Source organism: Streptomyces sp. SM10, assembly GCF_002910915.1.
Lineage (GTDB): Bacteria > Actinomycetota > Actinomycetes > Streptomycetales > Streptomycetaceae > Streptomyces.
Window position 1 is genome coordinate 85068 of the sequence record NZ_NEUF01000194.1, and the last position, 13446, is coordinate 98513.

At 68.5% G+C, this 13446-nt stretch carries 13 protein-coding genes and 1 pseudogene; 3 read left to right on the top strand and 11 right to left on the bottom strand.

The features are described 5' to 3' along the window. Positions 1–96: 96 nt before the first annotated feature. The 11 genes from B9S57_RS33850 to B9S57_RS33900 form a co-directional block, all read right to left on the bottom strand. Positions 97–423, bottom strand: coding sequence for a MerR family transcriptional regulator (locus B9S57_RS33850; protein ID WP_103760974.1), 327 nt, complete (start codon positions 421–423; stop codon positions 97–99). Positions 424–1377: 954 nt separating this feature from the next. Then, the gene (locus tag B9S57_RS33860) at positions 1378–1515 is read right to left on the bottom strand and encodes a methionine/alanine import family NSS transporter small subunit (RefSeq protein WP_103760975.1); all 138 of its coding nucleotides are present in this window, start codon (positions 1513–1515) and stop codon (positions 1378–1380) included. Continuing rightward, positions 1515–3047 (bottom strand): sodium-dependent transporter, encoded by a 1533-nt coding sequence (locus B9S57_RS33865; protein WP_103760976.1) that lies wholly within the window; start codon positions 3045–3047, stop codon positions 1515–1517. Before B9S57_RS33865 ends, B9S57_RS33860 begins: the two co-directional genes overlap by 1 nt. A gap of 610 nt (positions 3048–3657) precedes the next feature. Next, a complete protein-coding gene (locus B9S57_RS33870) occupies positions 3658–3909 on the bottom strand; it encodes a hypothetical protein (RefSeq protein ID WP_365909803.1) in 252 nt (83 codons plus the stop codon). A 61-nt stretch (positions 3910–3970) separates the two neighbouring features. Next, positions 3971–4231: a hypothetical protein gene (locus tag B9S57_RS34805; RefSeq protein WP_181011569.1), complete on the bottom strand. Its 261-nt coding sequence runs from the start codon at positions 4229–4231 to the stop codon at positions 3971–3973. A gap of 159 nt (positions 4232–4390) precedes the next feature. Then, positions 4391–5263, bottom strand: coding sequence for a MurR/RpiR family transcriptional regulator (locus B9S57_RS33875; protein WP_103760978.1), 873 nt, complete (start codon positions 5261–5263; stop codon positions 4391–4393). Positions 5264–5392: 129 nt separating this feature from the next. After that, positions 5393–6685 carry a cyanophycinase gene (locus B9S57_RS33880; protein WP_103760979.1) on the bottom strand — a complete coding sequence of 431 codons (1293 nt, stop codon included), beginning with the start codon at positions 6683–6685 and terminating at the stop codon, positions 5393–5395. A gap of 127 nt (positions 6686–6812) precedes the next feature. Beyond that, the gene (locus B9S57_RS33885; protein ID WP_103760980.1) at positions 6813–8027 is read right to left on the bottom strand and encodes a M20 family metallopeptidase; all 1215 of its coding nucleotides are present in this window, start codon (positions 8025–8027) and stop codon (positions 6813–6815) included. Continuing rightward, entirely contained in the window at positions 8024–8776 is a 753-nt protein-coding gene (locus tag B9S57_RS33890) for an amino acid ABC transporter ATP-binding protein (protein ID WP_181011568.1), read from the bottom strand. The genes B9S57_RS33885 and B9S57_RS33890 overlap by 4 nt, the downstream gene beginning before the upstream one ends. Before the next feature lie 5 nt (positions 8777–8781). After that, entirely contained in the window at positions 8782–9741 is a 960-nt protein-coding gene (locus B9S57_RS33895; protein ID WP_103760982.1) for an amino acid ABC transporter permease, read from the bottom strand. 2 nt (positions 9742–9743) lie between these two features. Beyond that, on the bottom strand, positions 9744–10697 hold the full coding sequence (locus tag B9S57_RS33900) for an ABC transporter substrate-binding protein (RefSeq protein WP_258036753.1): 954 nt from the start codon (positions 10695–10697) through the stop codon (positions 9744–9746). Positions 10698–11039: 342 nt separating this feature from the next. Here B9S57_RS33900 and B9S57_RS33905 point away from each other — a divergent pair, with 342 nt between their 5' ends. The 3 genes and pseudogenes from B9S57_RS33905 (at position 11040) to B9S57_RS33915 (ending at position 13297) form a co-directional block, all read left to right on the top strand. Continuing rightward, entirely contained in the window at positions 11040–12479 is a 1440-nt protein-coding gene (locus B9S57_RS33905) for a pre-peptidase C-terminal domain-containing protein (protein ID WP_107499037.1), read from the top strand. A 136-nt stretch (positions 12480–12615) separates the two neighbouring features. Further along, a pseudogene (locus tag B9S57_RS33910) lies at positions 12616–12948 on the top strand (substrate-binding domain-containing protein); the annotation flags it as partial. 40 nt (positions 12949–12988) lie between these two features. Further along, positions 12989–13297, top strand: coding sequence for a hypothetical protein (locus tag B9S57_RS33915; protein ID WP_258036754.1), 309 nt, complete (start codon positions 12989–12991; stop codon positions 13295–13297). Positions 13298–13446: the final 149 nt, after the last annotated feature.

Consider the following 13446-nt stretch of genomic DNA (forward strand, 5'->3'; position numbering starts at 1 on the left):
AGCTCTCGCTGGCGCCCAGCTGACCGAACGCAGCGTCCACGGCGCCCGAGCCGGTGACGGCCCCCCACGGTCCGTGTCGCATGCGCCTGGGGCGGGCTAGGGGTCGGTCGTTCGGACGGCCCGGTGGTGCTCGGCGTTGATGCGTTGGGCTTCCTCGAGTTGGTCTTCGAGGATGACGATGCGACAGGCGGCCTCGATGGGGGTGCCGTGGTCGACGAGTTCGCGGGCGCGGGCGGCGATGCGCAGTTGGTAGCGGGAGTAGCGGCGGTGGCCGCCGGCGGAGCGCAGCGGGGTGATGAGGCGGGCTTCGCCGATGGCGCGCAGGAAGCCCTGGGTGGTGTTGAGCATCTCGGCGGCCCGGCCCATGGTGTAGGCGGGGTAGTCGTCGTCATCGAGACGGCCGAACGAGTCGTCTGCTGTCATTGCACCTCTCTGTGGAACACGCTGGAGGGGCCCGGGTGCCATATCCGCACCCGGGCCCCGAAGGACCTTCTACACCATCTGCCGACCCTGATCTTGCGTCGGCCCTCTGTTTCCGCCGACCCGGCCGAACTGCCGCCGGGGGTGCGGGGATCGCGGTTGCTTGACCGGAGACCACCTCACTATCGATGTCCTGCGGTACCCGGGCTCAACACTCCGCCCGGGCGATCCTGATGGCGCCTGGCTCCTCCGTTCTTTCCCTCTGGACCCGATCACTTGCTTACTGCTGTGGCCTCGAACAGCGCCACTCTTCGGCAGCCAGCCCCGTCGCCCGTCCTGCTACCTGCTCCGGCTTGGAACCCCGCTGCCGAACGTCCCGGTACGCGCGCCCGCAGCCGACGCCTTTACCGAGGTGCCGCTGAACATCGTGCTGCTGGTATTGCGAACTGCGGCACTGCTCATGGCGGCCCCTGAATCACTGCGGGCCACCCGGCACGGTCGCCAGCCCCGTCGCCATCTGCAACCACTCCGGCTTCGAGACTCCACCACCGCACCGTCCTGCGAAATGCACCTGCGCATGCCCGGCAGTTCATCTCTGCCAGGCCTTCCTCGATCTCGGCTACGAGAGAAACCATAACCACACCACCACTCAATGTCTACTCTTGCCGACACAGGTTTTCTCGTGTCCGGTGACTAGGCAGCAGCTCCACCCGACTGGATCAGGCGGTTGAGGGGCTGGGGCCGCGGCAGAGGGCACCTCATGGAGCGGGCCTGGAGGGCGACGCAGGGCTTCGGCTGGCTCAGGGTGTGTCCAGTAGACGGCTGAACGGCGCACCCGCCTCAGCGCTCCCGGTGATCAGCGTGACGGGGTGACTCCCCGGTACGAAGGGCGCTCGACGGTGAGTAGGCGCCTTCGGCGGCGGAGACTTTCCACCCCGCCCGGTCGTTACGGGCTGGTCACTCTGCCGGGTGGGAGTCGGGCGGCATCGGGTCCGAGGGGTCCGGGTGGCTCCGCAGCCGGACGATGGCGGTGATCAGTCCGCCCCAGACGATGATCATGGCGATGACCATCATGACGATGGCGCTGGCGGACATCAGCGGTCCTTCCGGTCTGCGGGCGACTTCATGTCCAGGTCGATGTCCTCACCGCCGGCGGGCCACGGCATCAGAGTGAGGATCACCCCGACCAGCAGTGCTCCGATGGCGACGCTCCAGCCCGCGGAGAGCAGGAACCCGGTCGAATAGCCCTCGTAGTTCTCTTCGAACTCGGTCCGCAGGCTGTCGACCATCATCCAGCCCAGCACCACTGGCGTGATGACCCCGAGGCAGATGCGCCACCAGCGGCCGAGCCGGATGGCGGAGGTGGCGTCAGCGTCCTGCTGGAGGCCGGGGAGTTGCCGCAGCACCCAGACGACGACGATCAGCCCGACAAGAGCTGCCAGCGCGATGCCGTACTGGTTGATGAAGTGGTCGGACGCGTCGAGCAGATAGATGCCGGACTCGGTCGGGAACAGCAGGACCGACACCAGCGCGACGAAACCGCCGATGCCCAGAACCGCCGGCATGCGACGCATTCCGGTCCGGTCCTGCACGGCCGAGACGACCACCTGCACGATGGAGATCAGCGAAGAGAGTCCCGCGATCACCAGGGAGCTGAAGAACAGCACACCGAAGAGGGCGCCGAGCGGCATTTCCGAGATCACCGCAGGGAAGGCGACGAACGCCAGGCCGATGCCCGCGCCGGCGACTTCGTCGACGCCGACCCCCGAGGCGGTGGCCAGATAGCCCAAGGTCGCGAACACTCCGATGCCCGCGAGGATCTCGAAGGAACTGTTGGCGAAGCCCGCTACCATCGCGGAGCCCGTCAGGTCGGCCCGGCGGCCCAGGTAGGACGCGTAGGTGACCATGATGCCGAAGCCGATGGACAGCGAGAAGAAGATCTGCCCGTAGGCGGCGACCCAGACGCTGCCGTTGCCGAGTTCCGACCAGTCCGGCGAGAAGAGGGCATCGAGTCCGGTGGCCGCCCCGTCCAGCGTGAGTGCCCGGATCACCAGTGCCGCGAACAGGACGAAGAGCAACGGAATGAAGATCTTGTTGGCACGTTCGATGCCTCGCCGGATTCCGAACGCCAGGACGACCAGCACAACCGCCCACACAAGAATGAGCGGCCAGAACACCCCTGATACATAGCCGTCCAGGAAACCCGGTGTCTCCGGTGCCCGCAGGAAGTCACCGAAGAGGAACGCCTCCGGGTCGTCACCCCACTGCCGGCCGACGGAGAAGCCCACATAGCGCACGGCCCAGGCGATGATGACGGCGTAGTAGGTGGCGATCACGAAGGCGATCACGACCTGCCACCATCCGATGGCCTCTGCCGGCCGGGCCATCCTCCGCAGCGCGGCCGGGGGCGAGAGCCGGTACTTCCGCCCGATGGCGTACTCCATGATCAGCAGCGGGATGCCCGCCGTGAGGAGCGCGATGAGGTACGGCAGCAGGAAGGCTCCACCGCCGTTCTCGTAGGCAATGGCGGGGAACCGCCAGATATTGCCGAGTCCGACGGCCGACCCGATCGCAGCCAGCAGAAACCCGGTGCGAGTGGCCCACTGCTCACGTGGCTGATCTGCCATATACAGTCCTCGTGTCTCCTCATGGCGCTGCGGATCAGACCGGTGGAACGCTAACGTGAAGTGGGCCCGAGAACGCCGTGACAGGGCCCGGCAAATGCGTGACAGCGCCCGGCACACGGCAGAGAGATGCCTACGTTCGCCGAACCACGCGCTGCGGTCCCGCCAGCCCCGGCGGCCCCGGCGGCCCCGTGAGAACGCCGCCCCCAGCAGCGGCTCGGGGTCGACGTCGTCAGTGCGCCGACGGCGGAGCCGACCGGGAGCAGGACGATGGGGGCGGGGATGCTCAGACCGGCGCGCCCAGTCTCAGCCCGGGCAGGACGCCCTCGGGTCTTGGGCACCGCGGGTGCAGAGAAACCAGGAACGTCTCGCCGGCCATGAGCAGGAGTCGTGGGAGCATCCATGACCTTCCCACGGAGCCGGTACCGGAAAAGACCCAGGTCACAGCCACACAAGGCTTGTCGCGCCTGCCCCAAGCGCCACGTTCGCCGCACTCCCGCGCGGCGAGCGCTGCACGGGAAACCGCCCCAGAAGAACGCGTTTCCCCAGGTCAGAACGATCCTGTGCCCCCCTCGATCCGACTCGCAGGGGATCGTCATCAACAGCGGATCCGCTAGCCGGCGTTGATCGTCGCCTTCGGTATGGAGATGCCAGGCACGTGGTACCTCTTCAGGACCTTGAGGTAGGTGCCGCCGTCCATGAGGGACTGCACCACCACCTGGATGGAACGTGACAGCCGCGCGTCGGACTTGGACACCCCTATGCCCATCGGCGAGGGGCTGTGAGGGCCGACCGCCTTGTCGCCCGTGAGGGTCGAGAAGACCTGTCCGTCATCTGTCGTCGAGGCGACCCACGCGGCCGTCACCTCGTCCAGGTAGTCGGCGACGACGCGTCCGCTGCGCAGTGCGCTGTCATCTGCTTGCTGCCTACGCTGGTGAACATCTCGAAGGGGGATAGGGCAGATCGGTGGCCACCCACACCACGCCACTCCTGCGCGTCTGTTCGCCCAGCCCCGCGTGCAGGGCCGGGTCGGACTTCACGAGGACACCGGGGATCACCTCGACGGAAGTCGCCTCGGCGGATGAAGAGCCGGCCTCGTGATCGCCACCACAGCCGGCCAGTGCGAGCGAGCCGATGAGGATCAGGGAAATGGGGCCGAGGGTGCGCGTGCGCCCGTTTCTGGGCATGACAGTTGCTTCCGCGAGCGGGAAGGTCCGGGGCAGCGGTGGCCACCGAACGCATCGGAGGTGCGGTGTTTCCTCTGGCGAGGCGGGTGGGACGGCGCCGAAGCGCGGTGTGTTCCGGCAGGCGGGTCCCGGTGCGTGGGTCAGCGGCCCACGCTTCGGTCAGACCAGGCCCACGCGCTGCGCGACGTCCTCGCCGAGCCGCAGGCGCTGGTGTGCGGCCTCGCCCAGCGAGACGATGACCGCCGCCACGACGGTCTCGATGACGGCCATCGTGGGGACGAGGCTGTCGTAGGGGGATGGGGACGTGACCTGGCTCGGCAGGACGACCTCCGCGTGCGCGGTAGCCGGGGAGAGCCAGGTGTCGGTGAACAGGACGACCTTCCCTCCCTGCTCGCGCACGAGTTGGGCCATGGCGACCTTGTCCTCCTCGTAGCGGCGGTAGTCGAAGACGACGAGCACATCGCGGCGGGTCAGTGCGGCCAGCACGGACGTGCGTTCCACATCACGGTCCGGCAGAAACATGACATCGTCGCGCAACTGCATCAGATGCAGACCGAGGTACTGCGCCAGGAGGTGCGTGAACCGCCCGCCGGCGAGGACGATCCGCCGTTTGGGATCCGCCAGCAGTTGGGTGGCCCGGTTGACGTCATGCGGCGGGAGCTCCGCGAGGCTCTGGGTGAGTGCCGTGGCGAAGAGCCGGCTGCCGAGCTGCAGCAGTGACTGGTCGCTGTCGTCCTCGTCCCCCGACGTGGTGTGCACGGCGGATTCGTACAGGGAGAGCGGGGACGCGCTGCGCTCGTCGAGTTCGGTACGCAGGGCCGCCTGGAAATCGGGATATCCCCGGAAGCCGAGGCGTCCGACGAACCGGAGGACGGTCGGCGCGCTGACCGCCGCCCGCTCGGCGATCGTCGCGATCGTCTCGAATCCCGCTGCCGGATAGCCGGCCAGCATGACGCGGCCGACCTTGCGCTCGGCAGGGCTGAGCTCGCCCAGCTTGAGCCTGATCTCGTCGGCGAGCGTGCCAGAAGCCATCGTGAAATTCCCTTTCCGGGCCGCGAGGGCCTTGTCGGCGAAGCCTACCGGGCCGCCGGTCCCCGAATATGCTCAAAGGTCCACGGGAGACACCGGCCGGCCCCTGCCGGGTTGCCCCGCGCTCCGTCGCTATGTGGGGTCGATGGACACATGCAGCGCGATCAGCGTGGTCGCTTCGGTGCCGTCGCTCGTCAGGGCGGTGAAACGCCGGTCCTTGGCGAACGTCACGGTGAATCGCGGTCCGGACTCGTAGGTGGACGCGGTGGCCTCACGCTGCCCGGCCGACGAAGCCAGGGCGCGTGCCGTACCCAGGAAGCTGTACGGGACGCCGTCGGCGTTGGCCAGGGAGTAGAACACGTCGTTGTTCTCGGGCACCGCGGTTCGCCCCTGCGGATGCAGGCGCGTTCTGTCCGCGGCGGGACGCACACGCCAGTGCCGGGGGTCGTAGCGGTCACCGTCGGTGAGGTAGCTGTAGTCGGCCCCGGTCAGTGACCAGCCGGCAGCTCCCTCGCGGGTGCGGGCGTGTCTCAGGTCGAACACGGCGAGGCCCTGAGGACCCACGACCTGCATGCTCTCGTCGCGGGAGCCGACGTGTTCCACGACGAGAGCGGTGTTCTCCTCCAGTGCGTAGACACGCTGGTGGCCGGTGTCGGCGGCCAGTCGCAGCGAGCGGCCTTCGCGGCCCGACGTACCGGTGTGGGTGTCCAGCAGGCCTGAGCGCAGGAAGCCGAAGCCGCCCTGTGGCAGGTAGCCGAGCTTGGACGCGTCCTCGAAGTAGCCGGCACGACTGCCGTCGCGCAGGCCCTCGTAGGACTCCCCTCCGGTGATCATGTCGGTGCCGGCCATGATCTGGGCTCCCGCGCTCGACCCCGCGACCACCGCCCCGCGCGCGAGCTTGGCACGGATGGCTGCCAGTACCTTGGAGTCGGTGTGGGCCGCGCCGTGCATCAGGCTTGTCACGTAGCGGTACTGGTCACCGCCGCCGAAGAAGAATCCGGTCATGCCGTTGATCTGCTCGACGAGGCGGTCCGAGTCCGCGGCGGCGACGTGCTCGATGTCGACGGGGATCCACTGCGCGTCAGCCGCGCCGTGCCGGGTGAAGAGGTCGGCGTAGTAGGCGCCGTTGCAGGCGGAGTTCGAGCACGTGGCCGGATCACCGGCGTGGGGGTCCTGACTCTCCGGCACGGAAGCGGCGGTCAGCACACCGATCCGCGCGTGCCCCTTTCCGCCGGCCCGGTCGATGATCTCGCCGTACACCTGGTCGTTGTCGTCCTTCAGCCCTCCGCCCACCAGGACGAGCGAACCGGCGGAGCGGTGGTCAGGTGCGGGATGTGCCACGGCCGTCGGTGCGGCGGCGAGGGCCAGCAGGAGCGCGGTGCTTCCTGCCAGGACTGTGCGGCCGGCTCTGCTCGGAACACGCATGACTGATACCTCCAGGGGCGGAACGGGAAGGAAGGGGTGGTGTCCCCCGGCGGGCTCCGGCCGGGTCGGGGCGGCTTCTGTCGTCCGGACCGGAGCCGTGCGTCCGGGCGGTGGGACAACGGCTGGTTCAGTGGTTCCGGCTGTCACCCAGCTCGGCGATCAGTGCGGCGAGAAGGGCGACACGGGGTGCCACCGTGGTGGTGTCCAGCCATTCGTCCGGGCTGTGGTCACCGCCGCCCACCGGACCGAGACCGTCGAGTACGGGAACTCCGGCACCGGCGATGAAGTTCGCGTCGCCCACGCCTCCGGTCGCCGCGGCACCGAAGGGGAGGCCGAGTTCACGGCCGATGGTCTGGGCCGTGCGAAGGATCTGCCGGGAGGCGCCGGTGTCCTCCATGGGGGGGCAGAGGTCGAGTTGCTCGACCCGGACGGTGGTACCGACGACGGCCGGGCGTGCGGCGATGTCCTCGATCGCCTGCCGGGCCCGGTGGATGCCCTTGAGCGTGGCCGAGCGGACCTCGACGTGCAGTTCGGCCATCGGGCAGACGATGTTGGTCCTGGTGCCCGCGTGCACCATGCCTACGTTGACCGTCACCTCGTCCCAGTGGTCGTTGAGTGCTTGGAGGGCGACGGTGAGGTGGGCTGCCGCGAGAGCCGCGTTGGCGCCCCTTTCGGGTTCGATGCCGGCGTGGGCCGCCCGCCCGGTGACGGTGAGCTGGAAGTCGGCCACTCCCTTGCGGGCGATGACGACGTCCCCGTTCTCCCGGGCACACTCCAGGGCCAGGGCGTAGTGCATGCCCCGGGCGACGTCCTCGGTCACGGGACGGCTCGCCGGTGAGCCGATCTCCTCGTCGGGGACGGCCAGGAACACCAGCTCCGCGTACTGGTCGAGCCCGGCCTCCTGGAGTACGCCCAGCGCGGTGAGTCCGCAGACGAGGCCGCCCTTGTCGTCGCTCACCCCGGGCCCGCGGGCATGCGATCCGGTCAGGCTGAACGGCCTCGCCGCGGCGGTGCCGTCCTCGAAGACCGTGTCCATGTGGGCGGCGAGCAGGATCCTGCGTCCTCCCTCCCAAACCGACAGGGCGCCGCGCTTCCGACCCATCAGCAGGTCACCGGTTCTGCGGTCGCCCATCGGCGGCAGTCTGATGTGTTCCGTCTCGAAGCCGAGACCGTCCAGTCGCCGGCCGACGAGAGCGCCGACGCGGTCGACACCCGCCGGGCTGTACGAACCGGAGTCGACCGCGACGAGCTCGGCCAGTGCCTCGAGGTAGTGCGGCCCACGGGCCTGTGCCAGCGTCAACAGGTCAGCGGTGCGGCGCTGCCGGCCGGTGCGGGTACTCACAGGACCTTCGACAGGAAGCCGCGGGTGCGTTCCTGTTCCGGTGCGACCAGCACCTGCTGGGGGGCTCCCGCCTCGACCACGGTCCCCGCGTCCATGAAGACGGCGGTGTCACCGACCTCCCGGGCGAAACCGATCTCATGGGTGACCACGATCATGGTCATGCCGTCCGCGGCCAGTTGCCGCATGACGTCCAGGACCTCGCCCACCAGTTCCGGGTCGAGCGCGGAGGTCGGCTCGTCGAACAGCATCAGTTTGGGCTTCATCGCGAGCGCTCGCGCGATCGCCACCCGCTGCTGCTGACCGCCCGAGAGCTGCGCCGGATAGTGACGGGCCCGGTCGGCGAGGCCGACCCGCTCCAGCAGGCGTGTGCCCTCCTCCAGGGCCTGGTCACGGCCGACGCCGGCCACCCGCACCGGGGCCTCGATCACGTTCTGCAGAGCGGTCAGGTGGGGGAAGAGGTTGAACCGCTGGAACACCATCCCGATGTCCCGCCGCCGCGTGGCGATTTCACGTTCCCGCAGCTCATGCAGCCGGTTGCCGTGTCGTCGATATCCCACCAGCTGCCCGTCGACGGAGAGCTTTCCGCCGTCCACCGTCTCCAGGTGGTTGATGCAGCGCAGGAACGTGGACTTGCCCGACCCGGAAGGCCCCAAGAGGCAGCACACCTGTCCCGCGTCCACGGTCAGATCGATTCCCTTGAGGACTTCTAGCTTCCCGAAGCGCTTCCGTACGCCTTGGGCGTACACCATGGGGTTCATCGGTCCGACTCCTTCTTCCCGCGGCCCGGCAAGGAGACGCCCGCGAGCACTCTCCGCAGGGGCGAGGCACCGGTGCCGCGTGCGGTCCCCCGGCCGTAACGGCGTTCCATCCATGCCTGCGGGATGCTCAGCAGGCTCACCAGGGCCAGGTACCAGATGCTGGCGACCGCGAGCATCGGAATGACCTGGTAGTTCTGCGCGTACACGTCCTGGATGTTCGACATCAGATCGTGGGCCGCGATCACGGAGACCAGAGCCGTCATCTTGAGCATGTTGATCGTTTCGTTGCCCATCGGCGGGATGATCACCCGCATGGCCTGGGGCAGGACGATCCTGCGCATCGTGAGAACAGGACGCATACCCAGCGAGTGCGCGGCCTCCGTCTGTCCGACGTCGACCGACTGGATACCGGCGCGCACGATCTCGCTGGCATACGCGGCCTCGTTGAGGCCGAGGGCCAGGAGGGCGGCCACCGCAGGCGTCAGCAGGGTGTTCGTGTCGGCCTGGACGAACGTGACGTGCGTGAAGGGGATCCCGATCATGACGTTCTTGTAGAGCGCTGCCGCGTATCCCCAGAAGATGATCTGCACCAGCAGGGGGGTGCCGCGGAAGATCCAGACGAAGAGCGAGGAGAGCCCGTAGAGCACGGGGTTGGGCGAAAGGCGCATGACCGCGATGACGGTTCCGAGCCCAAGGCCGAGCACCATGGCGGCGACGGTCAGCCAGAGGGTCGTCGCCAGTCCGTCGAAGATGAGGTCGGCGAAGAGGAAGTGGCCGATGACGTCCCAGTGCAGGTTGGCGTTCTTGGCCAGGGAGCCGATCAGCCCGGCGACCGCGGCCACGGCGGCCACGGCGGCCAGCCAGCGGCCGTAGTGGCGGACGGGCACGATCTCGATGCCGGGTGGGGCCGAATCCTCGCGGGCATGGGCGTCGAGGGGAGAGGTGAGGGCGGGCATGGTCAGTCCACCGCCGCGTTCCGGGTCGCTTCCTTGACCGCGATGGAGGCGACACCGTACTTCTCGTAGATCTTGGTGACGGTGCCGTCATCGAGGAGCGCCTGCAGTGCCTTCTGGACCGCGGTGGTGAGGCCGGGAAGCTTCTTGCTGACCGCTATGCCGTTCGGCGAGGCGTTGTAGCCGCCGGGAGCCTGCGGGTCCTCGACGAGGTCGAATGCCTTGCCGCCGTCCGCCGTCTTCGCCGTCCAGCCCGCGGCCGGCTTGGTCGCCACATCGGCGACGACCTTGCCCGAGCGCAGCGCCAGCTGGGCGTCGGAGTCCTTGGGGTAGGTGGAGATGCTGATCTTCTTCTTGCCCGCCGCGGTGCACTTCGCCTGCGTCCCGGTCAGCAGCTTGAGCTGGTTGGTGGCGGCCTGCACCCCCACTCGGTTACCGCACAGGTCGGTCAGCGTCATGATCTTGTGGGGGTTGCCCTCCGCCACGAGGATGCCGGAGCCGGACTGGGAGTAGTCGACGAAGTCGACGACCTTCTGCCGCTCCTTGTTGTCCGTGATCGCCGACATGGCGACGTCGAACTTGCCCGCCTGAAGTGCCGGCACGATGCCGTCGAACTTCTGCGGGGTGAAGACGAACTCCACCCCGAGCTTCGCACCGATCGCCTGCCCCAGGTCATGGTCGAGACCGGTCAGTTCCTTGCTGCCCTCGCTGACGAACATCTCGAAGGGCGGGTAGGGGACGTCCGTTGCCACTCTCACCCTCCCGGACTTCTTGACGGCTTCGGGCAGCGCCTCGTGCAACGCCTTGTCCTTGGTCACCGTGACCCCGGCGACCCTTACCTCTGCGGTCGCCCGGCCCGCCGAGCCGTCGTCCACACCGTTGCTGCAGGCGCTCACCGCCATCAGTGCCACGACCGCGGTCACAGCTGCCGCGCCGACACGGCGGGGGGAGTTCGGCATCACGATCGATCCCTCTCAGAAGTCCTGCGGGGGAGGGACACCCTCCCCCTCTGACACGAGAGGAAGCTACAGGATGACCATCGATACGACTAGATGTAACGCCGGTTACAGCTCCACACACCACCGACGAAGCGCTACAGATTCACCACATTTTCGACTAGAAGCCTCACTACGTGCGCCCGTCGAGGCCTTCTCGGCGAACTCCGCATTACATCTTCCCGTAACAAGTAACTGCTTGTATGTTCCGCTACTGCCGCCACTACTCGTCGTGAGAGGCGCCGCTCACGCCAGGAGAAGCGGCATGCCCCGTCCCTTCATGCAGTCCTGCACCCAGGAGCATCGATGACCGTGCACATGCCGAGCAGACCCCTGACCTCACTCCTCGTGATCATGGCCGCAGCCGCTGCGACCCTGGGCGTCAGCAGCCATCCCGCCCAGGCGTCCGCGGACCGCGTCCGCCTGGGCAACGCCTCCGACGTCAGCCGCCCCAGCTGGTCCGGCCCTGCCTTCACCATGAACGGCGACGGGGCCGTGGTCGCCGCGTCGATGACCAAGGCCATCAACGCCATCCGCGCGAACACCGGGAGCCTCGACGTCGTCGTGCTGGCGGGCTCGGCGCCTTCATCAGGCAGCGAGACGCCCGAATGCGACACCATCACCGACCTCGGCGGCGTCAATTCCTGCACCACCTGGACGCTCACGGCCGCGTCCGACGGCAACAACACCCAGCTGAACACCGACATCCGCAACGCGGAGTTCGTCTACTTCGCGGGCGGTGACCAGTGCCGTTACGCCGCGTGGAAGGGCACCGCCCTCCAGGCGTCCGTGCAGTCCGTCGTCGCCAAGGGCGGAGGCTCCGGCGGCGGCAGCGCGGGCCTGCACATCAACAGCTCTCTCGTCTACGACGCCTGCCGGGCCAGTGCCACCTCGGCGGGAGCGCTCGCCAACCCGTACGACAAGTCCGTCACGTTCACGACGGGCATGTTCAACTGGCCCGACTACGGGGACACCATCAACGACTCCCACTTCGTCGCCCGTGACCGGATGGGCCGGACCATGGCCTTCGTCGCGCGAGCCATCAAGGACGGCCTCACCAGCCAGGGCAAGGCGTGGGGGGTCGGCGTCGACGAGGGCGGCAGCTCGCTGTTCATCGACAAGAACGGGCTCGCGACACTGAGCGGCGGCAACGCCTACGTGGTGCTCGGCGACCACCAACCGGAACAGGCCACAGCCGGGAAGCCTCTGACCTACTCCGACTTCAAGATCTGGCACCTCACCGCCGGCCAGACCTTCGACTTCAAGAATCGCCCCACCTGCGGCTACTACAAGCGCAGCGTCACCAACGGTGTCGCGCAGTCCAACCTCTACAACGGCACGCCGGAAACCGGTTGCGGCTCCCAGGGGGGCGGCGGTTCGACCGTCCAGGAGAGCGAGCCGAACGACTCCCGGTCCGCGGCCGACGACGTCTCCGGCCGCGCCCGGCCCCTCACCGTCACGGGTGCGCTGACCACCACGTCCGACCGCGACTACTTCTCCTTCACCCTGGCCTCGGGCCAGAGGGCCACAACGACCTGCGCGGTCCCCGACGCCTACGACGCCGACGTCTACCTGCTCGATTCCTCGGGCGGTACCGCGGCCCGGTCCGTCAACAACGGCCGCGGCGTGGACGAGGCGGTCTCCTACACCCGCACGGCGTCCGGCAGCGGGACGTACTACCTGGAGCTGGAGTCCTACTCCGGATCGGGTTCGGCCGCCTACAGCTGCGGCCTCGCCCTGTCCTGACGTACCGAATGAACCGTCCGGCGTCAGGCGTGCCCGGCGGAACCACCCGCGGGGTCAGCGCGGCGTGAGACCCGTCGGCCGTGCGAGGGCCTGATCCCCGACGCGGACGGCGGCCTCACCGGTCGTCTCCTCGCCGCAGGCACGGGACCGCCGCAGGGGAGCCGTCGACGCCGTCAACCAAGCCGGACTCCAGCTCACAGCCCTGAGGGAGCCCGCCTGTGCGGACCTGACCGTGGGCGCGGGCAAGGACGCCGGGCACCGCATCCTCGGGCTCCCCCACCGCCCCGCCGCCGTGTTCTGCGCCGACGACCTGCTTGCCCTGGGCGTACTCCAGGCGCTGTACGAAGCCGGGCTGAAGGTGCCGGAGGATCTTGCGGTGGTCGGCTACGGCGACATCGAATTCGCCGCGTCCGCCGTCGTCCCGCTCACCTCGGTGCGCCGGCCTGCCGTGGCGATGGGCCGGCAGGCCGTTCCACGCGGTCGGGTCGCACCAGCAGAACGTGTCGGGCATGGTCACCGTCAGTCCGGGCGACGGGGGCAAGCCACAGGTCTCGCTCGACTACCAGGTCAACGTGTGGGACCGGTACAACTGGGGCTCCGGAAAATCGACGACGTTCCCCGGTGGTGTCACCATTCCCGACGACGACATGGGGCGCCTGCACAAAGTGGGCTTCGCCCAGGAATTCGACATGCGCGGTAGCAGCGGCACCTACACCCAGGATCTGAACAGTGGCTCAGCCCTCGGGGTGACACCGGCGGACCCTGGGCGCGAAGGGTCCCGCGGGGACGTCTCGCGCGGCGACGAGGAGAACCGGTGAACAACCGATCTGCCCTGCGGCCACGGCTGCTCGCGGCCCTCGGGGCCGCCCTGCTGCTCACCTCCTGTTCGAGTGCCGGCGAAGATGAACACCGGACGACGGACGGGCGCGCCTCGCACTGGGGAAAGGACATGGGCGCCCCGGAGGCA